The organism is Virgibacillus sp. 7505 (assembly GCF_002272135.1).
Classification (GTDB): domain Bacteria; phylum Bacillota; class Bacilli; order Bacillales; family Amphibacillaceae; genus Terribacillus.
Genome location: NZ_NPBF01000039.1, coordinates 1 through 19158 on the forward strand (window position 1 = coordinate 1; position 19158 = coordinate 19158).

Below are 19158 nucleotides of genomic sequence, written 5' to 3' on the forward strand. Positions count from 1 at the left end.
CAAGATGAAATCCCTGATCCAATAAGGATCAGGGATTTTTTTATATGGCGGAATGAAGTTGATGAGAGAATTTCCATTGAGGCTCCACCTCTTGAATTTCAAATCGTTGAATTGCTTTAATTAGCTGGATATGCAGCTCCTGTTCCAGGTCTTCTTTCCATGCATATGATGCAGAGCTGCTCAATTTTCTGATCTTTGGCTGAAATCGAATTAGTATAGCTTCCAGTGCGGCTGTATCTTCTGCCTTTGCTTTAATTGTAAGTTCAAGCAATGTGGTCAATTTTAGCTACCTCCTTTTTGAATCTGTTCTATTAGAACTTGCAGTGTTTGTTCCAGGCGCTTAATGTTCTGCTCGAGTCGAATGAGCAAGTAAAATGAGACTACTATAGGAAAGCCAAGGTTACCAATCATGGAAATAATCGTTTCTGTTGTCATGGCGCGTCTCCTTCCTGTAAGACTGAACGGAGTTTCCTAAGTGCTGATTGAACTGACTTTGAAACAGCTTGTTGGGAAATGTCCAGCTTCTCAGCAATTTCAGTATGGGTCAGCTGATGGATAAAATGGAGCTCTAAATTTTGTTTCTGTTTAGAAGGCAAATCCTGAATAGCAGTTAAAAGAGCAGGATCATGGATGGCCTGTTCCCAGCTGTACACAGTCTGGTCTTCCTTGGCTACGAGCATCTCCTTCTTACTGGTTTCTTGGTCTTCGCCAGCAGGCTGGTCAAGCACAGTTAATTCCCTTCCTTGCAGTGCGGCTGTTTGTTTGCTGTAATTCCTCGCATAGTAGCTAAGAGTCATCGTTAGGTAGTTCGTTAATTGTATTTCTGTATAAAATTGCTGAAAAGCAGAATTAAGCTTTCGCAGGTTTGCCTCAGAAGGATAACGTTCTGCTTGTTCGTAAACGATGCGGTGCTGTTCCTCTTTCAGGAATCCTTGTATCAAGGCTGGATTTGGATGAAATTTTCCTTGTTCGGGTTTTTCCTTGCTGCACATCATTATGTTCCCCCTTTCAACCAAAAACGAACATATGTTCTATTTCAGTGTAAAAAAAATCAGCCTTTTTGAAAAGACTTTTTCGGATAGTCCCAACCTGCTTGTCCAATTGCGTTTCCTGTTGCAGTTTTCAGAAGCAAGTTTCCTCCTTCTCCTATAGTTTATAAAAGGCCATCGGCACCTCATATGACAACGTCAATACGTACAAACCGTACAAACAACATCTGTCTCAGTTGAACATAAACTTAGAATACAAGATTAGCAGGTATGAAGTTCGTTAGTTTAGGAGAAACTAACCTAACGGAGGTGGAGAATGATGAGCAAAAGCTGTTTATGCGGTATTTGTGACCAAGAGAAACAAGAAGGTATACATCTTTATCGCTTATTTATCTGCAGGGAATGTGAGCAGAAAATCATCGAGACGGAACCGAAGGAAGTACAATACCATTACTTTGTGAAGAAACTTCGGAACTTAAATCAAATGACATTTCATTAAAGCCTAAGCCAGGCTTTTTTCTTTTTGTATGTGTGCGTATAATAAATGAAAAAGCTCAAAGGAAGAATGAAATGAATCAGTTAGATACGCCGCTATACGATAGGTTAGTACAGTTTGCTAGGCAGGATCCAATTTCGTTCCATGTGCCAGGACATAAGCATGGAATGCTCTTTGAAGAGGGATCATTCTTTCAAACTGCTGCATTGCTCGATCAGACGGAGCTGACAGGGTTGGATGATCTGCATGCTCCTGAAGGGGTTATAGCAGAGGCACAGGAATTGGCTGCGTCTTTTTTTGGGGCACAGCATACACGATTTTTAGTGGCTGGAAGTACGGTAGGAAATATTGCGATGATACTCGGGAGCATCAAAAGAAATCAAATCGTTCTCGTGCAGCGCAACTGTCATAAATCAATACTGAACGGACTGGAGCTCGCTGGCGCCAAGCCAGTCTTTTTGGCACCTGCGTATAATGAGGAGAAAGGGAGATATACCCATCCCACGCCGAAAACGATACAGAAAGCGATCCAAAGGTATCCAGAGGCAAAAGCACTCATATTGACGTATCCGGATTATTTCGGCACGGTATTTGATTTAAAAGAAACCGTAGAGATGGCACATGCAAGCAGGATACCAGTTTTAGTCGATGAGGCGCATGGAGTTCATTTAAAGACCGCCAAGACACTTCCTTTAAGCGCATTAGAAGCAGGAGCGGATGTTGTCGTCCAGTCCGCTCATAAGATGGCACCTGCACTTACGATGAGTTCCTATCTTCATCTGAATAGCGAGTTTATCTCCATTTCTTCTATTGATCGTTACTTGAGGATGCTGCAGTCCAGCAGTCCGTCTTATTTGCTGCTGGCTTCACTTGATACAGCCAGGAAGTACTTGGCTACGCGTACAGAAAGAGATATGGAAATACTCCGCACTGCTGTCGACGCTTTTCGAAAACTACTGTCTGCGTCGGATTTATGGGAAGTGGAAAAGCAGGATGGCGATTGGCTGAAAATAGTTTTGCGTGTACATGCGGGTTATCAGCCAAGACAGCTTGCCAATATGCTGGAGTCATCCGGTATTTATCCGGAATTGGTCACGGATCGGCATATTTTGCTTGTCCATGGATTAGAAGCACTATCAGATGACGATTTGAATTTTGTCAGAACAGCTATTAGTGATATGGAAGCACCAGCATTCATCCCACCTGTCCAAGCAGCTCACCTTTTCTCTGAGCCGGTACAGGAGCTTGCTGTAAGCTATGCAGAGATGGAAGAGCAGCAGCCAGTCCTTACAAAATGGGATGAGGCTATCGGCTGTATTGCAGCAGAATCGATTATTCCTTATCCTCCAGGTATACCGGTACTTGCAAAAGGAGAAATCGTTACAAAACAGCATGTGGAAATGATACAATTATGGAAGAATAGCAGCATCTCTTTTCAAAATGAACATATTGAAGAAGGGATGCTAACGTATAGAGGCACAAACGAAGGAGAATTATTTTGACAGGATTGTTTATCACGCTGGAGGGCGGCGAAGGAGCAGGAAAGACTTCTGCAGTACCTCTTTTGACAGCTCGTTTAGAAGAACAAGGCTATCAGGTGCTTGCTACACGGGAGCCAGGCGGTATCGAGATAGCGGAGGCGATCCGGGCAGTGATTCTGGATCCGGCCAATACGAGCATGGATGGCCGTACCGAGGCACTGCTTTATGCAGCTGCCAGAAGACAGCATCTGGTGGAAAAGGTGTGGCCGGCGCTGAAAAAGGGAATGATTGTACTATGCGATCGTTTTGTGGACAGCAGTTTGGCTTATCAGGGCTATACACGCGGTCTAGGGATGGAAGAAGTGATGGAAATCAATCGATTTGCTGTTGAAACTACCATGCCGGATTTGACATTATTCTTTGATATTTCCCCAGAAGCAGGATTAGCACGAATTTCGGAGAATAAAGGTAGAGAACAGAATCGGTTGGACTTGGAAGCACTATCCTTCCATGAAAGTGTCTATGAAGGATATCGGATTCTTCGGGAACAATACAAGGACCGTTATGTGACACTAGATGCTTCCAAACCGCTTGCTGACGTAGCTGAAAATGCTGTGCAAGCGATCATGGCTTTTTTGCAAAACAAAGAAAAGTGATGGAAAAGACATGAGGAGGAAATAAGATGAAACTAGTATTAGCAATTATTCAGGATAAAGACAGCAACAGGCTGACAGATGCACTCGGAGATAAGAATTTCAAAACAACTAAACTATCCACTACAGGCGGTTTCCTGAAAGCAGGGAATACGACGCTGATGGTTGGTTGTGAGGACGATCAAGTCGATGATGTGCTTGATATTATCAAGGACAATTGCAGTCAGCGTAATCAGATGGTAGCACCAATATCTCCAATGGGGGGCAACGCGGATTCCTATATTCCGAACCCTGTCAAAGTAGAGGTTGGCGGAGCTACTGTTTTCGTACTTCCTGTCGATTCCTTTATAAAGTTCTAAAAAAAGGAGACAATACCGTTGAAAATCGGTCCGGAGTTACGCGCGCAGCTGGATGCTGCACGTAAGAATACAACACAGGCACCAGCTGAGCCGAAGAGGTTTCAGGATTTGGTGCAGTCCCAGAGCAGGAAACTGCAGGGACAGGAACTGCAGCAGCTGATCACGGACATCACCAAGCAAGGGGAACGGCTTGCGCGTACGCGCTCGTTCCGTGAGCTTGCTTTGTATAAACGTAAGATTAAGAAGTTCATGGAAGATGTAAAGGACAACGGGATGGAGCTGCATCATGAGCATTCCTGGAACCAGCATGGGTCCCGGAAGCTTACGACTGTGCGGCTGATCGATGAGAAGCTGATGGAGCTGACGGAAATCCTGATGGATCAGGAGAAACAGCAAATCGGTGTACTCGGTCTGATCGGAGAGATCAAAGGGCTCCTTTTCAATCTTTACACGTGAAGTAACTGATAAAGGAAGAACGTTATGTTAAATTGGGCTGACATGTCTACTAAACAGCCTGTTGTCAGTAAGATGCTCGTCAACAGCCTGAAACGCGATCGTATTTCTCATGCCTACATATTCCAAGGATCGCGTGGAACTGGCAAATCAGCATTAAGCCGCTTGTTTGCCAAGAGTATCTTTTGTAAAAACCGCAAGGACGCAGAGCCTTGCAATGCATGTAAGGATTGCCGCCGCATCGATTCTGGCAACCATCCGGATCTCCATTGGATCGTTCCGGATGGTGCCTCCATAAAAAACGATCAGATTCTGCAGCTGCAAAAGGAATTTTCTTATACAGGTATGGAATCCGATCGTAAGGTATATGTAATGGAAGACGCAGATAAAATGACAGCCAATGCATCCAATCGACTGCTCAAGTTTCTTGAAGAACCAGGTGCCCATACAACAGCGATCCTATTGACGGAAAATAGTCAGGCATTGCTTCAGACAATTCAATCCAGATGTCAGATACTCGCACTGCAGCCTTTACATGAAGGACAGTTCGAGGAATTGCTGGTTTCGGAAGGTCTGCCGCAGTCAACAGCCCGACTTTTGTCCCAGCTGACGCAGAATTATGAGGAAGCAATGGAGATTTCCGGTCAAGAGTGGTTTGCTAAAGCGCGAAAATTAGTGGTACAATTAGTAGAAGTGCTGGAAACCAGGCCTAACGAAGCGCTTTTGTTTATCCATAGTCAATGGATGCCTGTGATGAAGGATCGCGAGCTGCAGCAGCTGGCGTTACATCTGCTATTATTGTGGTTTAAAGACATAATCTATCTTTATGCTGACAGGCCGGATTCCATTATCTATATACAGGAGAAAGACAGGCTTGAGAACAGCCTTCGCCATTGGACAAGGCAGCGAGCTACTGATAGCTTGCAGTCCGTTATGGAAGCGAAACGCCAATTAGACCAGAATGTCCATCCTGCACTTGTTATGGAAAAATTAACACTTCAGATGCAGAGGTGAATGGGTAGATGCAAGTCATTGGTGTCCGTTTTAAAAAGGCGGGTAAAATCTATTACTTCGATCCGGGCAAACTTTCGGTTGCTTTGGACGATTATGTTATTGTAGAGACTGTTCGCGGCGTAGAATTTGGACGAGTTGTGCTTGCAGATAAGCAAGTGGATGAAGAGGATGTCGTCCTTCCTCTGAAAAAAGTCATTCGTATCGCAACAGACAAAGATAAATTTACCGTAGCGGAAAATACAGAGAACGCTGCGCAGGCACATAAGGTTTGTGAGAAGAAGATTCGAGAGCACAAGCTCGACATGAATCTGGTCGAAGTCGAATATACCTTCGACCGAAATAAAGTCATCTTTTACTTCACAGCAGACGGCCGGGTTGATTTCCGGAACCTGGTGAAGGATCTGGCTGCAGTCTTTAAGACTAGAATCGAACTCAGACAGATTGGGGTGCGGGATGAAGCGAAGCTGCTGGGCGGTATTGGTCCTTGCGGCAGAATGCTTTGCTGCTCCACTTTCCTGGGGGATTTCGAGCCGGTATCAATCAAGATGGCAAAGGATCAGAATCTATCGTTGAATCCAGCGAAGATTTCTGGTCTATGCGGACGGCTGATGTGCTGTCTGAAGTATGAAAATGATGAGTATGAAGAGGCGAAACGTGAGCTTCCGGATTTGGGTGAAGCGATTCGGACTTCTTACGGATCGGGTAAGGTAGTCGGCTTGAACATTTTGGAACGGTTGATTCAGATTGAAGTGCCGGAGAAGGAACGGGTTATTGAGTATACCTTAGATGAACTGATCGAAGAAGGAGTTATCTCAACGCAAGCCATGGAATAATGGGGTGGAGAGACGGTGAATAAGAAGGAAATACTGGAGCATGTCACACAGATGGAAGAGCAAATCGGACAGCTGTACAAGCAGTTGGGTGATGTAAAGGGTCATGTAGCGGAGCTATTGGAAGAGAATAACCGTCTGACGGTCGAAAACCATCACCTGCGCAATCGTCTTGATGGTCAAGCTGAACAGGAACAGAAAGCCGGAAGCATTGCCACACCGTCCAAGGATGCACAGATTGGTGAAGGATATGATAACCTGGCGCGTTTATATGAAGAAGGTTTCCATATCTGTAATGTGCATTTCGGCAGTCCGAGACGTAATGAAGATTGCTTGTTCTGTTTGACATTCTTGAATAAGAATAAATGATGTGGCGGCCTTTCTTACAAATTAGTAGGGAAGGCCCTTTTTTGTAAAAAAATCAGAAGGGAATTAATTGTATGGTGGAACTAAAAGGGGATGAGCGGCTGGATTACTTGCTTGCTGATGAAAATATGCGCATTATCCAGAGCCCGACTGTATTTGCCTTTTCATTGGATGCAGTGCTCCTGGCTGACTTTGCATCAATTCCAATTTCGAAAGGGAGAATATTGGACTTATGCTCCGGTAATGCCGTAATCCCATTATTGCTCAGTAAAAGGACAAGAGCACAAATAACAGGTGTCGAGATTCAGGAGCGTCTATATGATATGGCAGTGCGGAATGTTGTACTGAATGGGCTGGAGGATCAAGTGGAGATGATACATGGTGATCTGAAAGAGATGCCAGCTGTATTAGGGAACGGTCCTTTTGATGCGATTACGTGTAATCCTCCTTATTTCAAAACACCAAGCAAAAACGAGCAAAACCTGAATGAGCATTTAACCATTGCCCGGCATGAAATCATGTGCACGTTGGACGATGTTATTCTAGCTTGCAGGAAACTGGTGAAACCAGGCGGCAAGGTCACCCTGGTTCATCGTCCGGATCGGCTGCTGGATATTGTCACCAGTATGCGTGAGCAGAAAATCGAACCAAAACGGATGAGACTTGTCTATCCGAAGCCCGGGAAAGAAGCAAATATCCTCCTGATTGAAGGCGTCCGTAATGGCAATCCTGGGTTGAAGATTTTGCCGCCGCTGTATTCTCATAAGCAAGGCGGAGGATATACTGAAGAATTAGAGGAAATCCTGTATGGCAGCAAATGAGCATATGGTCTATATGCTGAAATGCAAGGATGGAAGTCTGTATACTGGATATACAAACGCGCTCGCCAAACGCTTAAAGCAGCATGCTTCCGGCAAAGGTGCAAAATATACAAAGGGCAGGGGTCCATTCATCCTTGTTTATATCCGAGGTTTCGATTCCAGGCAAGCTGCTCTCAAAGAGGAATACAGGATCAAGCAGCTCCCGAAAAATCGAAAATGGGCGCTAATCCAGGAAGGAGGAAAACCATATGCAATCACAGAAAAGCTTTGAAGAACGCCAGACAGGTACCCTGTTCATCATTCCTACGCCGATAGGAAACCTGCAGGATATTACGTTAAGAGCACTAGAGACGTTAAAACAAGTACATACTGTCGCTGCAGAGGATACACGGAATACGAAGAAACTGTTCAATCATTTTGAAATTCCAACACCGCTTATAAGCTACCACGAGCATAACCGGAAAGCGCGCGAGAAGATGCTTCTCGATTTGCTGGAAGATGGAAAAGATGTTGGTCTGGTTAGCGATGCCGGTATGCCGGCTATTAGCGATCCGGGCCAGGAGTTGGTTCAAGCAGCTGCTGCAGCTGATTATCCAGTTGTCGTACTGCCAGGAGCTAATGCGGCGCTCGTTGCATTGGTCGGATCAGGCCTTTCCACAGATGCTTATCAATTTTATGGTTTCCTGCCGCGGAAAAAGAAGGAATTGACAGGAGAGTTAGAGAAATTGCGGAAAGTCGCGGCAACTCTGATTTTCTATGAAAGTCCGCATCGATTAAAGGAAACACTCGCTGCCTTGCAGGAGGTTTTTGGGAACCGAAGGATAGCGCTTGGCCGAGAGCTGACAAAGCGATATGAAGAATTTCTGAGAGGAACCATACAAGAAGCACTGGATTGGGCTTCCTCTGAAACAGTGAGAGGCGAGTTCTGCCTTGTTGTAGAAGGAGCTTCAGAAGCAGAGCAGCTGGAAGAAGTCGAAGCTTTTTGGCAGAGTATGAGTGTGCAGGAGCATGTCGACTGGTATATAGAGCAGGAGGGATTACCCTCAAAACAAGCAATCAAGCAAGTAGCTGTAGATCGTCAGCTCCCTAAACGAGATGTGTACCAGGCTTATCATGTCGAATAAATAGAAAAACCGCTCCAGTACGGAGCGGTTTTTTATTATTTGTTCAGACGTGTTTGGATTTCGTTGATTAGCTCTTCTGCACCTTCGCGGCTAAGAACCAGTTTACCGTTAGCCAAAGACAAGTTGTCATCGGAGATCTCACCAGTAATATGGCAAGTCATGTTCGGTTTGTATTTTTTAAGGATGATGCGGTCATCATCTACGTAGATTTCCAAAGCATCTTTCTCGTTGATTCCTAGTGTGCGGCGCAATTCGATTGGAATAACAACTCTTCCCAATTCGTCGACTTTACGTACAATACCTGTTGATTTCATATAATGTTTCTCCTCTCGGGTGTTTATATATGTTTATTCGTCATTATTCGACAATTTAACTATTGAATATCGTACCAGTGATTGACATAAGTGTCAATTCAAAAATCTTGCAGTTAAGCATGTTGCTGACAGTAAAAACATAAGAAAGGGAATAACATGGGTACTTCATACTATTATAGTGGTTGTATATGTAAAAATAGTAAATTAAATAGGGATATCTAAATAGAAGGATGATAGGAGAGTTATGTCGAATGCTCGACATAATTCGACACATTTGCTTTATGTGTCGGATTATTACCATAGAAATACGTATATGTGCTTATTTTTATGTCGCATCCGCCAAGAAAAAAATTTCTGCTGGATTGGAATTTATGTCGGAAAGTCGCTACAATAGAGATAAGTGTAATAGCGATACGAGTAGCTCACGCTGGTGGGCTTTTTTCTTAATGGAGGGTAAGCACATGCAGAAAGAGAATAAAACGTTTTATATTACTACGCCAATCTACTATCCGAGTGGCAAGCTGCACATCGGACATGCCTATACGACAGTAGCTGGAGATGCGATGGCTCGCTATAAGCGTCTGCGCGGATATGATGTCGCGTATTTGACGGGTACGGATGAGCATGGTCAGAAAATCCAGCGCAAAGCAGAAGAACAAGGTATAACTCCGCAGCAATATGTGGACAACATCGTAAAAGATATCAAAGCTTTATGGAAGACACTTGAGATCACCAATACAGATTTCATCCGCACTACTGAACCCCGTCATAAGGAAACCGTGCAGAAAATCTTCTCCAGACTATTGGAACAGGATGATATTTACCTGGACCAATATGAAGGCTGGTATTGTACTTCCTGTGAATCCTTCTTCACGGAAACACAGCTGGACGATGGCAGATGTCCGGACTGCGGCGGTCCGGTCGATCGGGTAAAAGAGGAGTCTTATTTCTTGCGGACTAGCAAATATGCAGACCGCCTGCTGAAGTATTATGAAGAAAATCCTGAATTCATCCAGCCAGTGAGCCGGAAGAATGAAATGATCAATAACTTCATCAAGCCTGGTCTGGAAGACTTGGCAGTTTCCCGTACATCATTTGAATGGGGACCGAAAGTGCTTGAGAATCCGAAGCATGTTATTTATGTATGGATTGATGCGCTATCCAACTATATAACTGCACTCGGATATGGCTCCGATGATGACAGTCTTTATCAGAAATACTGGCCAGCGGATGTTCATTTGATGAGTAAAGAGATTGTCCGTTTCCATACAATTTACTGGCCGATCATGCTGATGGCATTGGATCTGCCGCTGCCGAAGAAAGTATTCGCACACGGCTGGATTTTGATGAAAGACGGCAAGATGAGTAAATCAAAAGGGAATGTCGTGAGTCCGGTTGATTTGAAGGAGCGCTATGGTCTTGATCCGCTGCGCTACTATTTGCTTCGTGAAGTACCATTCGGCGCAGACGGTGTGTTCACGCCGGAAGGCTTCGTCGATCGTACGAACTTTGATTTGGCAAATGACCTTGGTAACTTGCTGAACCGTACAGTAGCCATGATCAGTCAATACAAAGAAGGAATTGTGCCGGCTTATGTTGCCGGAGAGACGGAATTTGAGCAGGCATTGGAAGAAATGGCGAAACAAACTGTCAAGGAAGTAGAAGACGGAATGGAGAACATGGAGTTTTCCGTTGTTCTTTCGAAAATCTGGCAGCTAGTCAGCCGAGCGAATAAATACATCGATGAAACGAAGCCTTGGGTGCTGGCAAAAGACGAAGCGCAAGCGGACCGTCTTGGAAACGTGCTTGCTCACCTTGCAGAAGTGCTGCGCCAAGTAGCTATTTTGCTTCGTCCATTCCTTGTTGAAACACCTGCTAAGATCTTTGCGCAGCTTGGTGTAGAGGAAGCAAGCCAAGACTGGGATACGCTTCTGGCAACAGAAGTGAAAGCAGGCCGTCAAGTGAAGAAAGAAGGCCCGATCTTCCCTCGTCTGGATGCGAAGGTAGAAGTGGAAGCGATCAAGAACATGATGAAAGTTCCTGAACCAGAGAAAAAAGAACAGCCGAAAAAAGAGCAGGAAACTGCCAAACTTCCTGAAGTGCAGTATGAGGACTTTGCGAAGCTTGAGTTCCGCGTGGCGGAAGTTATTGCTGCTGATAAAGTGAAGAAAGCAGATAAGCTACTGAAGATCCAGCTTGATTTGGGAACAGAGAAGCGTCAGGTCATTTCTGGTATAGCAGAGCATTATACTCCAGAAGAGCTTGTCGGCAAAAAAGTGATTTGTGTGGTGAATCTGAAGCCGGTTAAGCTTCGCGGGGAGATGTCCGAAGGGATGATCTTGTCCGGGGAAAGTGCAGACGGCAAGCTTGCGCTGGCAACAGTGGAGTCGGACTTGCCGAATGGATCGATCGTAAAATAATAAATGAGGGGGAGACGCTTGCACGCAAGCGTTTTTCCTTTTTTAACAGATAGAAAGGACATTTGCTATGTTATTTGATACACATGCTCATATTAATGATAAGCAGTTTGCGGAAGACCGCGAAGAAATGCTGCAGCGGGCAAAGGATGCGGGCGTCTCCCGCCTTGTAGTTATTGGCTGTGATGCGGATGGAATCACCTCTGCAATCGAGCTTGCGGAGAAATACGATTTCGTATACGCAGCAATCGGCTGGCATCCTGTCGATGCAATTGATATGACAGATGCCGACCTGGATAGAATCGAGGAGCTTTCGGCACATCCAAAGGTTGTGGCGATCGGTGAAATGGGTCTGGATTACCACTGGGACAAGTCACCGAAGGATATTCAAAAGGACGTGCTGAGAAAGCAGATTCAGCTGGCTAAACGCGTCAAGCTGCCGATCATCATTCATAATCGGGAAGCGACGCAGGATATCATTCCGATCTTAAAAGAAGAAAATGCAGCTGAAGTCGGAGGCATCATGCATTGCTATAGTGATGAAGCGGATCTTGTACAAGAGTTTTTGGACATGAATTTCTATATTTCCCTTGGCGGACCTGTCACTTTTAAAAATGCTAAGGCACCGAAGGAAGTAGCGAAAATCGTGCCAGCTGATCGGCTGCTTATTGAAACAGATTGTCCGTATCTGGCACCTCACCCTAACCGCGGCAAACGCAATGAACCAGCTTACGTGAAGTTAGTAGCTGAACAAATCGCTGAGCTGCGCGGCATCGGCTACGAGGAATTGGCAGAGCTGACAATGCGGAATGCAGAAAGACTATATCAAATTAAATCATAGAGGGTATAACGTGCAAATTAAAGAAGTGATTGTCGTAGAAGGCAAAGACGATACTGCGAAGATAAACCAGGCCATCCAGGCAGATACGATTGAAACGAACGGATCTGCCATACATGCAGGTATCATTGAACAAATTAGACATGCGCAAGCGAAGCGCGGTGTAATCATTTTTACTGATCCTGATTATCCCGGTGAGCGTATTCGTCATATTGTCTCCCAGGCGGTGCCTGGTTGTAAGCATGCGTTCCTGTCAAAGGACAAAGCGCGTGCGCGTAATAACAAAGGAATAGGGATTGAGCATGCTTCAGCTGAATCGATTCGGACAGCCCTGGAGCAAGTGTATGAGATGAGCGAGCAGTATGAACCGGAGATCTCCAGGGAAGCTGTCATAGCATACGGTCTCCTTGGCGGGCCAAGGGCAAAGCAGCGGCGGGAAAAGCTGGGAGAAAGACTGGCAATCGGCCATACAAATGGCAAGCAGCTTATCAAACGACTTGCTATGTTCCGGATCCCGGAGCAGTTGTTTGTCGAAACGATGCAGCAAATTATACAGGAGGAAGACAATGACGAATGAACGGCATATTGCCACACCGACAAGGACGAAGGAACTGCTTAAGAAATATAACTTTTCCTTCAAGAAAAGCCTCGGGCAAAATTTCCTGATTGATACGAATATCCTGCGCAATATCATCCATCACGCAGGAGTGACAGAAGACATTGGTGCGATTGAAATCGGACCGGGGATGGGTGCATTGACGGAGCAGCTGGCTATCGCAGCAGATAAAGTATTGGCTTTTGAGATAGATCAGCGTCTATTGCCTATCCTGGAGGATACATTGTCTCCATATGATAATGTGAAGGTCGTGAATGAGGATATCCTGAAAGCAGACGTGCAGCAGGAGCTGCAGGGCTATTTCGGAGATCAGGAAGTGAAGATTGTCGCAAACCTGCCTTATTATATTACAACGCCGATCCTGATGAATCTGCTTACGCGGGATCTTCCTATCTCAAGCATTACAGTCATGATTCAAAAAGAAGTAGCAGACCGTATGGCTGCTTCTCCGAATACGAAAAGCTACGGTTCCCTATCACTGGCAGTCCAGTATTACACACAGGCAGCAGTCGTAATGACTGTACCAAAAACGGCATTTATGCCGCAGCCGAATGTGGATTCTGCTGTTCTTCATCTTGAGCTGCGCAAGGAACCGCCAGTCCGTGTAGATGATGAAAAATTCTTCTTCGACTTGATTCAAGCGTCCTTTGGTCAACGCAGGAAGACGCTTCGCAACAACTTAAATAGACATTTTGCGTCGCGTTTCTCGAAGGAGGAGCTGGAGGATATCATGATCGAAGCTGGAATCGATGGCACAAGAAGAGGAGAGTCGCTGTCAATGGAGGAATTTGCTGCTCTGGCGAATACCTTTACAGCTAAAGGCTGAACATTTTTGCCCATCCATCATACGCTGTAGGAGAAAGCTTTGGTGGGTGAGGTGAACGGAATGGATTTGGCGATTGGTGATATCGTCACTAGAATATCATATAAACACGATTTATTGTTCCGTGTATCCAGCTTTACAGCCAATAAGGTCATTCTGCATGGGGAAGACATGCGTCTCATAGCAGATGCCCCCCGGGATGATCTTGTAAAGACTGGAACACGTGAAATAACGAAACGCAAGAAAACGTGGCAGGATAAAGAAGATTACTCCTACCGCCTCTTTCGCCAGGATTACCTGCTGATGAAGGATAAGCGGGATTATGAATCAACCTCAGGTTATCATCATAGCCCAAATTACTTCCAAATTCCTGCGAAGGTACTCCACATAGATGGAGATAAGACATATTTGAAAAAATGCATCGATTTTTATCAGCGTTTCGGTATCCAAGTACATGGTGTCCATCTGCATGAAAAAGAAATGCCTCTTCAAATTGCTTCCCTTCTGGAGAAGATCCAGCCAGATATTATTGTCATCACAGGACATGATGCTTTTCAGAAGAACAAAGGAGATAAGCAGGATATCCGAGCTTACCGGAACTCCCAGTATTTTGTCGAAACAGTGCGGGAGGCACGCAGGCTATATCCGCATTTGGATCAATTAATCATCTTTGCTGGCGCATGCCAATCCCACTTTGAATCCCTGATACGAGCAGGAGCGAATTTTGCAAGCTCACCAAGCAGGATCAACATCCATGCCTTGGATCCGGTTTATATTGTCGCCAAGGTCGCATTCACGCCGTTTATGGAAAAAGTGGGGGTATGGGATGCTCTCCGAAATACATTGACAGGAGAACGCGGTCTTGGCGGTATCGAAACGCGCGGCCTGCTGCGGACAGGATTGCCTTTTGTGGATCCAGATGAGGAAAAGGAAGAGGACTCCTAGACGCCTGCGAAATCGTAAATTTACCACTGATGCATAATTTTGTATGGATTTGAAAGAATAAAGTGAAATAAGAAACATTTAATCTTTTCATTGACATCAAAATTGGTATGCTGTTATAATAAAAAGTTTTATTTGACTCTATACCTAAAATATGCTATGATTAGATCAGTGAGGTGGAGTGCAGTGGCTAAAACATTAGTGGAAATTAAGCAGGGTCTGGAAGGACAAATTGGTAAACGTTTAAAATTGAAAGCTAATGGTGGGAGAAAGAAAACCATCGAACGTTGCGGAGTACTTGCAGAAACGTATCCAGCTGTATTCATCGTAGAACTTGATCAAGATGAAAATGCGTTTGAGCGTGTCTCCTATAGCTATGCAGATGTCTTAACCGAAACAGTCGAACTAGATTTTGATACGGATGATTTGAACGAAATTGCGAAATAACGCATGAACGAAAGCAGGGGACTTGGTCCCCTGCTTTTTATTTTGTCTTATTTGCAAACATCTGACAGGCATAGTGTACGGTCAGGGACAGAAAATAAGGTTGTCGTGATAATCTCTGAAGGGAGCTGTTTTCTTTGGGCAGAAGAAGAGGAATCATGTCTGATGCACTAAAAGAGGAAATTGCAAAGGAGCTTGGATTTTACGACACTGTACAAAAGGAAGGCTGGGGCGGCATACGTTCCCGCGACGCCGGGAATATGGTCAAGTATGCCATTGCCATGGCCGAACAGTCGATGCGCGATAAGCAATAAAGGGAAGCCTTCCTCTTTTTTATGAAGAGGAGGGCTTCTTCTTTTTAGGCAGAATAGCCTGTCCTTCCTTTTTATGATACAATTTTGGAGAAATTCAACTAAAGTAGGTGACATGACATGTATTTGCTCGAAAAGGCGCCAGCTAAGATCAATCTTTCGTTGGACGTACTGTATAAACGCCCGGATGGCTATCATGAGGTAGAGATGGTTATGACAACGATCGACCTGGCAGACCGGATAGAGTTAATCGTGTTACAGGAGAACAAGATCGAAATCGAATCGGACAATCGCTTTGTACCGAACGATGAGCGTAATCTTGCCTACCGTGCGGCGCAATTGATCAAAGATACATATAATATCAATAAAGGTGTCAAGATATACATAGACAAGCAGATACCGGTAGCAGCTGGCCTTGCTGGTGGAAGCAGTGATGCAGCGGCAGTACTGCGCGGTCTGAATACACTATGGAATCTGCAGCTATCGTTGGATACGCTGGCTGAGCTCGGTGCGAAAATTGGTTCGGATGTATCCTTCTGTGTATACGGTTCAACAGCATTATCAACTGGACGTGGAGAAAAGATCAAGGAACTTCCGGCTCCTCCAGCATGCTGGGTCGTACTTGCCAACCCTGGAATCGGTGTATCCACCCAGACGATCTATCAGCAGTTAAAAATCGATGATATTCAGCATCCTGATACGACTGGAATGGTCCAAGCTATTGAGCAAGGCGATTTTCAATCCATCTGTGACAAGGTTGGTAATGTACTTGAACCTGTTACGCTTAAGCTTTGTCCGGAAGTGAAACAAATCAAGCAGCAAATGATTGAAGCAGGTGCTGATGCAGTACTCATGAGCGGAAGCGGACCGACTGTCTTCTCACTCGTTTCCCAGGAGAGCCGTGCTTATCGGATCTACAACAGTTTAAGGGGATTCTGTGAACAAGTGTATGTGGTACGGATGCTCGGAGGGCGAACGGAGCTTGATTAAATCCGTACGAGAATGTTATTATCTAACAATAACATTCGGTTTTGAGGTGTAGTGATGAAAAGAAGTGAACGTTTGGTTGCGATGACCAATTATTTAATGGATCATCCGCAGCAATTGGTGTCCTTGCCATATTTCTCGACGACGTACGCTGCTGCCAAATCCTCCGTCAGTGAGGATTTGTCGATTATAAATGATATGTTCCAGCATGAAGGCATTGGGTACTTACAATCCGTATCCGGTGCTGCTGGTGGTGTTCGTTATATCCCGGTATACTCCAAGGAGAACAGTGCTGCTTTCATTGATGAGCTATGCAGTAAGCTAGCGGATTCAGACAGGCTTCTTCCCGGGGGATATCTATTCATGAGCGATATACTCGGGGAACCAGCAACAGTGAATAAGATCGGTCGTCTTTTTGCAACAGCATTCCATGACCGTGAAATCGATGTGGTGGTTACGGTCGCTACAAAAGGAATTCCGATTGCTTATGCAACTGCTGCTTATCTGAATGTCCCGGTTGTCATTGTAAGACGGGATCCGAAGGTGACAGAGGGTTCGACGGTCAGCGTGAATTATGTTTCCGGTTCATCCAGAAAGATACAGACGATGGTATTGTCCAAACGCAGTATACCCGACCAAGCCAATGTCTGTATTGTGGATGATTTCATGAAAGCAGGCGGAACCATTAATGGAATGAAGAGTCTTTTGCAGGAATTCAATGCAAATGTGACTGCTATAGGCGTATTGGCTGAAGCAGAGGATGAAGAAGAAGAACGTGTAGTGGAAGATTACACGTCATTGATCAAGATTCAGAACGTTGATGTACGCAATCAGCGAGTCGAAGTACAAAAAGGTAATTACTTTTAACTGATCCAGCTTTGCCCCCTGCCGATATAATTTTTAAAAAAAGTTTTAATTAGAGCAGGAGTTCCCAGATTTATGTAGAATTACTGGTAATAAGTTCTAAATAAGGTAAGGGTGGTGAAGCATAATGGAAGTAACTGACGTAAGATTACGCCGCGTTAATACCGAGGGAAGAATGCGTGCTATCGCTTCTATTACAATGGATCAGGAGTTTGTTGTACACGATATTCGTGTCATCGAAGGAAATAACGGCTTGTTTGTCGCTATGCCTTCCAAACGCACACCAGACGGTGAATTCCGCGATGTAGCACATCCAATCAACTCTGGTACACGGAGCAAGATTCAGGATGCTGTACTGCAGGAATATCATCGTGCAGGAGAAGAAATAGAAGTGGAGTATGAGGAAGCCGCTGGCGCTTCTTGATATGAGCTCAGATAGATGACGAATGCGTCATCTTTTATAAAGGTGAAATTAGCAGCTGTTCTAACATATGGGATAGCTGTTATTTTTATGCTTATAATCCAGTTGATCGCTGAAAAAATTGTCTCGAATTACGTGAATTCAAGCGCTGCTCCTGTTGAAATGACAATTATTTTAAGATATATTTACAGAGGATAAAAAGAATGGAGGGTTCGCATGTCAAACCGATATGCAGTCATCCTTGCTGCTGGCAAAGGCACCAGGATGAAATCGAAGCTGTACAAAGTGCTGCATCCTGTCATGGGAAAACCAATGGTACAGCATGTTACTGACCAGTTAAATTCTTTACAATTAGATAAATTGATCACCATTGTAGGGCATGGAGCAGAAGACGTGAAAGCCCAGCTTGGAGATGTAAGTGAATATGCCTTGCAGGAGGAACAGCTTGGTACAGGACACGCGGTCCTGCAGGCGGAAGAGTTCCTAAATGATAAAGAGGGTGTTACGGTCGTTTTAAGCGGGGATACGCCCCTGATTACAGGTCAAACGATTCAAGCATTACTAGATCATCATGAACAGCAAGGGGCAAGCGCAACGGTATTGACTGCAAAAGCACCAGATCCAGCAGGATATGGGCGTGTCATCCGCAGTGACGCTGGAGAGGTACTGCGTATTGTAGAGCATAAAGATGCAAATGCGGAAGAGCTTCTCGTAGATGAAATCAATACAGGTACATACTGCTTTGATAACAAGCTATTGTTCCAAGCATTGCATAATGTATCAAATGATAATGCCCAAGGTGAGTATTATCTTCCGGATGTACTTGAGTTGTTGAAAAAAGATAATAAGCTGGTGACCGCTTATCAGACATCTGATTTCGATGAAACGATGGGCGTAAACGATCGTGTAGCTCTTTCCCAAGCAGAACGGATTATGAAACGTCGTGTCAATGAACAGCATATGCGCAATGGTGTAACAATCATTGATCCGGACTCGACATATATCAGTACAGACGCGGTCATTGAACAGGATGTTACGATCTTGCCAAACACGATGATTCTTGGAAAGACAGTTATCAAAGAAGATGCTGTCATTGGTCCGAATTCAGAAGTGAAGGATGTCACAATCGGCAGCCGCACAGTCGTGAAGCAAAGCGTTGCACATGACAGTGAAATCGGAAATGACGTCAATATCGGGCCTTTCGCCCATATTCGTCCACAAGCACAGCTTGGAGATAATGTGAAAATCGGAAACTTCGTCGAAGTGAAGAAAGCATCTATCGGTGAGGGGAGCAAAGTTTCCCATCTCAGCTATATCGGAGATGCTGAAGTTGGTAAAAAAGTAAATGTCGGTTGTGGTACAATAACAGTGAACTATGACGGAAAGAATAAACATCTGACGAAGATTGAAGATAATGCCTTTATCGGTTGTAATGCGAACTTGATTGCGCCAGTGACAGTCGGCAAAGGTGCCCTGGTGGCAGCAGGCTCGACCATAACAAAAGATGTACCAGCAGATGCTTTATCAATTGCCAGAGCAAGACAAGAAAACAAAAATTCTTATCTAAAGAATAAATAATTTTGGAGGGTTACTCG

Annotated in this window: 26 protein-coding genes; 22 read left to right on the forward strand and 4 right to left on the reverse strand. The window is 44.8% G+C overall.

All coding sequences use genetic code 11. From position 1 onward, the window contains the following. Window positions 1–40 precede the first annotated feature (40 nt). The 3 genes from CHH91_RS17350 to CHH91_RS17360 are packed head-to-tail and all read right to left on the reverse strand — an operon-like array spanning window position 41 to window position 995. A complete protein-coding gene (locus tag CHH91_RS17350; protein ID WP_095224677.1) occupies window positions 41–280 on the reverse strand; it encodes a helix-turn-helix domain-containing protein in 240 nt (79 codons plus the stop codon). Window positions 281–282: 2 nt separating this feature from the next. After that, on the reverse strand, window positions 283–435 hold the full coding sequence (locus tag CHH91_RS17355) for a YvrJ family protein (RefSeq protein WP_095224678.1): 153 nt from the start codon (window positions 433–435) through the stop codon (window positions 283–285). After that, complete coding sequence (locus CHH91_RS17360; protein ID WP_095224679.1) at window positions 432–995, reverse strand: sigma-70 family RNA polymerase sigma factor; 564 nt, start codon at window positions 993–995, stop codon at window positions 432–434. The genes CHH91_RS17355 and CHH91_RS17360 overlap by 4 nt, the downstream gene beginning before the upstream one ends. 313 nt (window positions 996–1308) lie before the next feature. Between CHH91_RS17360 and CHH91_RS17365 the strand changes: the two genes are divergently transcribed. From CHH91_RS17365 to rsmI, 11 genes are all read left to right on the forward strand, one after another. Continuing rightward, on the forward strand, window positions 1309–1488 hold the full coding sequence (locus CHH91_RS17365; protein WP_095224712.1) for a sigma factor G inhibitor Gin: 180 nt from the start codon (window positions 1309–1311) through the stop codon (window positions 1486–1488). A gap of 71 nt (window positions 1489–1559) precedes the next feature. Continuing rightward, window positions 1560–2987 carry an aminotransferase class I/II-fold pyridoxal phosphate-dependent enzyme gene (locus CHH91_RS17370; protein ID WP_095224680.1) on the forward strand — a complete coding sequence of 476 codons (1428 nt, stop codon included), beginning with the start codon at window positions 1560–1562 and terminating at the stop codon, window positions 2985–2987. Continuing rightward, window positions 2984–3622, forward strand: coding sequence for a dTMP kinase (tmk, locus tag CHH91_RS17375; RefSeq protein WP_095224681.1), 639 nt, complete (start codon window positions 2984–2986; stop codon window positions 3620–3622). The genes CHH91_RS17370 and tmk overlap by 4 nt, the downstream gene beginning before the upstream one ends. Window positions 3623–3648: 26 nt before the next feature. Then, window positions 3649–3978 (forward strand): cyclic-di-AMP receptor, encoded by a 330-nt coding sequence (locus tag CHH91_RS17380; protein ID WP_095224682.1) that lies wholly within the window; start codon window positions 3649–3651, stop codon window positions 3976–3978. 18 nt (window positions 3979–3996) lie between these two features. After that, a complete protein-coding gene (locus CHH91_RS17385; protein ID WP_095224683.1) occupies window positions 3997–4434 on the forward strand; it encodes a YaaR family protein in 438 nt (145 codons plus the stop codon). Window positions 4435–4458: 24 nt separating this feature from the next. Beyond that, the gene (gene holB, locus CHH91_RS17390; RefSeq protein WP_095224684.1) at window positions 4459–5445 is read left to right on the forward strand and encodes a DNA polymerase III subunit delta'; all 987 of its coding nucleotides are present in this window, start codon (window positions 4459–4461) and stop codon (window positions 5443–5445) included. Between the two features lie 8 nt (window positions 5446–5453). After that, window positions 5454–6278, forward strand: coding sequence for a PSP1 domain-containing protein (locus CHH91_RS17395; protein WP_095224685.1), 825 nt, complete (start codon window positions 5454–5456; stop codon window positions 6276–6278). Window positions 6279–6293: 15 nt separating this feature from the next. After that, a complete protein-coding gene (gene yabA, locus CHH91_RS17400) occupies window positions 6294–6644 on the forward strand; it encodes a DNA replication initiation control protein YabA (RefSeq protein WP_095224686.1) in 351 nt (116 codons plus the stop codon). Between the two features lie 71 nt (window positions 6645–6715). Further along, window positions 6716–7462, forward strand: coding sequence for a tRNA1(Val) (adenine(37)-N6)-methyltransferase (locus CHH91_RS17405; RefSeq protein ID WP_095224687.1), 747 nt, complete (start codon window positions 6716–6718; stop codon window positions 7460–7462). After that, window positions 7449–7733 (forward strand): GIY-YIG nuclease family protein, encoded by a 285-nt coding sequence (locus tag CHH91_RS17410; protein ID WP_095224688.1) that lies wholly within the window; start codon window positions 7449–7451, stop codon window positions 7731–7733. The genes CHH91_RS17405 and CHH91_RS17410 overlap by 14 nt, the downstream gene beginning before the upstream one ends. Beyond that, a complete protein-coding gene (rsmI, locus tag CHH91_RS17415) occupies window positions 7711–8586 on the forward strand; it encodes a 16S rRNA (cytidine(1402)-2'-O)-methyltransferase (protein WP_095224689.1) in 876 nt (291 codons plus the stop codon). Before CHH91_RS17410 ends, rsmI begins: the two co-directional genes overlap by 23 nt. A gap of 35 nt (window positions 8587–8621) precedes the next feature. Here the strand turns inward: rsmI and CHH91_RS17420 are convergent, their stop codons facing one another. Then, on the reverse strand, window positions 8622–8900 hold the full coding sequence (locus CHH91_RS17420; RefSeq protein ID WP_038562480.1) for a transition state genes transcriptional regulator AbrB: 279 nt from the start codon (window positions 8898–8900) through the stop codon (window positions 8622–8624). 461 nt (window positions 8901–9361) lie between these two features. Between CHH91_RS17420 and metG the strand changes: the two genes are divergently transcribed. The 11 genes from metG to glmU all read left to right on the forward strand — a co-directional run bounded on the left by metG (window position 9362) and on the right by glmU (window position 19141). Further along, window positions 9362–11320 carry a methionine--tRNA ligase gene (metG, locus tag CHH91_RS17425; protein ID WP_095224690.1) on the forward strand — a complete coding sequence of 653 codons (1959 nt, stop codon included), beginning with the start codon at window positions 9362–9364 and terminating at the stop codon, window positions 11318–11320. A 67-nt stretch (window positions 11321–11387) separates the two neighbouring features. Beyond that, window positions 11388–12158 (forward strand): TatD family hydrolase, encoded by a 771-nt coding sequence (locus CHH91_RS17430; protein ID WP_095224691.1) that lies wholly within the window; start codon window positions 11388–11390, stop codon window positions 12156–12158. Between the two features lie 10 nt (window positions 12159–12168). Continuing rightward, a complete protein-coding gene (gene rnmV, locus CHH91_RS17435; RefSeq protein WP_095224692.1) occupies window positions 12169–12732 on the forward strand; it encodes a ribonuclease M5 in 564 nt (187 codons plus the stop codon). After that, window positions 12722–13597: a 16S rRNA (adenine(1518)-N(6)/adenine(1519)-N(6))-dimethyltransferase RsmA gene (gene rsmA / locus CHH91_RS17440; protein WP_095224693.1), complete on the forward strand. Its 876-nt coding sequence runs from the start codon at window positions 12722–12724 to the stop codon at window positions 13595–13597. The genes rnmV and rsmA overlap by 11 nt, the downstream gene beginning before the upstream one ends. A gap of 60 nt (window positions 13598–13657) precedes the next feature. After that, entirely contained in the window at window positions 13658–14539 is an 882-nt protein-coding gene (gene yabG, locus CHH91_RS17445; protein ID WP_095224713.1) for a sporulation peptidase YabG, read from the forward strand. Between the two features lie 183 nt (window positions 14540–14722). After that, complete coding sequence (gene veg / locus CHH91_RS17450; protein ID WP_038562465.1) at window positions 14723–14983, forward strand: biofilm formation stimulator Veg; 261 nt, start codon at window positions 14723–14725, stop codon at window positions 14981–14983. 134 nt (window positions 14984–15117) lie between these two features. Next, window positions 15118–15294, forward strand: a complete 177-nt coding sequence (locus CHH91_RS17455) for a small, acid-soluble spore protein, alpha/beta type (RefSeq protein WP_038562461.1) — start codon at window positions 15118–15120, stop codon at window positions 15292–15294. A 117-nt stretch (window positions 15295–15411) separates the two neighbouring features. Further along, the gene (gene ispE / locus CHH91_RS17460; protein WP_095224694.1) at window positions 15412–16281 is read left to right on the forward strand and encodes a 4-(cytidine 5'-diphospho)-2-C-methyl-D-erythritol kinase; all 870 of its coding nucleotides are present in this window, start codon (window positions 15412–15414) and stop codon (window positions 16279–16281) included. Window positions 16282–16335: 54 nt separating this feature from the next. Continuing rightward, a complete protein-coding gene (gene purR, locus CHH91_RS17465; protein WP_095224695.1) occupies window positions 16336–17145 on the forward strand; it encodes a pur operon repressor in 810 nt (269 codons plus the stop codon). A gap of 124 nt (window positions 17146–17269) precedes the next feature. Next, complete coding sequence (gene spoVG / locus CHH91_RS17470) at window positions 17270–17566, forward strand: septation regulator SpoVG (RefSeq protein ID WP_038562451.1); 297 nt, start codon at window positions 17270–17272, stop codon at window positions 17564–17566. 213 nt (window positions 17567–17779) lie between these two features. Beyond that, window positions 17780–19141 carry a bifunctional UDP-N-acetylglucosamine diphosphorylase/glucosamine-1-phosphate N-acetyltransferase GlmU gene (gene glmU, locus CHH91_RS17480; RefSeq protein ID WP_095224697.1) on the forward strand — a complete coding sequence of 454 codons (1362 nt, stop codon included), beginning with the start codon at window positions 17780–17782 and terminating at the stop codon, window positions 19139–19141. Window positions 19142–19158 lie beyond the last annotated feature (17 nt).

What these genes read in the sequence shown, in the direction of transcription:
- CHH91_RS17360 (WP_095224679.1), bottom strand. Translation starts at nt 995, where the DNA reads ATGATGTGCAGCAAGGAAAAACCCGAACAAGGAAAATTTCATCCAAAT.
- CHH91_RS17430 (WP_095224691.1), top strand. Translation starts at nt 11,388, where the DNA reads ATGTTATTTGATACACATGCTCATATTAATGATAAGCAGTTTGCGGAA.
- yabG (WP_095224713.1), top strand. Translation starts at nt 13,658, where the DNA reads ATGGATTTGGCGATTGGTGATATCGTCACTAGAATATCATATAAACAC.
- CHH91_RS17395 (WP_095224685.1), top strand. Translation starts at nt 5,454, where the DNA reads ATGCAAGTCATTGGTGTCCGTTTTAAAAAGGCGGGTAAAATCTATTAC.
- metG (WP_095224690.1), top strand. Translation starts at nt 9,362, where the DNA reads ATGCAGAAAGAGAATAAAACGTTTTATATTACTACGCCAATCTACTAT.
- CHH91_RS17380 (WP_095224682.1), top strand. Translation starts at nt 3,649, where the DNA reads ATGAAACTAGTATTAGCAATTATTCAGGATAAAGACAGCAACAGGCTG.
- CHH91_RS17365 (WP_095224712.1), top strand. Translation starts at nt 1,309, where the DNA reads ATGAGCAAAAGCTGTTTATGCGGTATTTGTGACCAAGAGAAACAAGAA.
- rsmA (WP_095224693.1), top strand. Translation starts at nt 12,722, where the DNA reads ATGACGAATGAACGGCATATTGCCACACCGACAAGGACGAAGGAACTG.
- ispE (WP_095224694.1), top strand. Translation starts at nt 15,412, where the DNA reads ATGTATTTGCTCGAAAAGGCGCCAGCTAAGATCAATCTTTCGTTGGAC.
- rsmI (WP_095224689.1), top strand. Translation starts at nt 7,711, where the DNA reads ATGCAATCACAGAAAAGCTTTGAAGAACGCCAGACAGGTACCCTGTTC.
- CHH91_RS17370 (WP_095224680.1), top strand. Translation starts at nt 1,560, where the DNA reads ATGAATCAGTTAGATACGCCGCTATACGATAGGTTAGTACAGTTTGCT.
- CHH91_RS17355 (WP_095224678.1), bottom strand. Translation starts at nt 435, where the DNA reads ATGACAACAGAAACGATTATTTCCATGATTGGTAACCTTGGCTTTCCT.
- glmU (WP_095224697.1), top strand. Translation starts at nt 17,780, where the DNA reads ATGTCAAACCGATATGCAGTCATCCTTGCTGCTGGCAAAGGCACCAGG.
- CHH91_RS17410 (WP_095224688.1), top strand. Translation starts at nt 7,449, where the DNA reads ATGGCAGCAAATGAGCATATGGTCTATATGCTGAAATGCAAGGATGGA.
- CHH91_RS17420 (WP_038562480.1), bottom strand. Translation starts at nt 8,900, where the DNA reads ATGAAATCAACAGGTATTGTACGTAAAGTCGACGAATTGGGAAGAGTT.
- holB (WP_095224684.1), top strand. Translation starts at nt 4,459, where the DNA reads ATGTTAAATTGGGCTGACATGTCTACTAAACAGCCTGTTGTCAGTAAG.
- spoVG (WP_038562451.1), top strand. Translation starts at nt 17,270, where the DNA reads ATGGAAGTAACTGACGTAAGATTACGCCGCGTTAATACCGAGGGAAGA.
- CHH91_RS17405 (WP_095224687.1), top strand. Translation starts at nt 6,716, where the DNA reads ATGGTGGAACTAAAAGGGGATGAGCGGCTGGATTACTTGCTTGCTGAT.
- purR (WP_095224695.1), top strand. Translation starts at nt 16,336, where the DNA reads ATGAAAAGAAGTGAACGTTTGGTTGCGATGACCAATTATTTAATGGAT.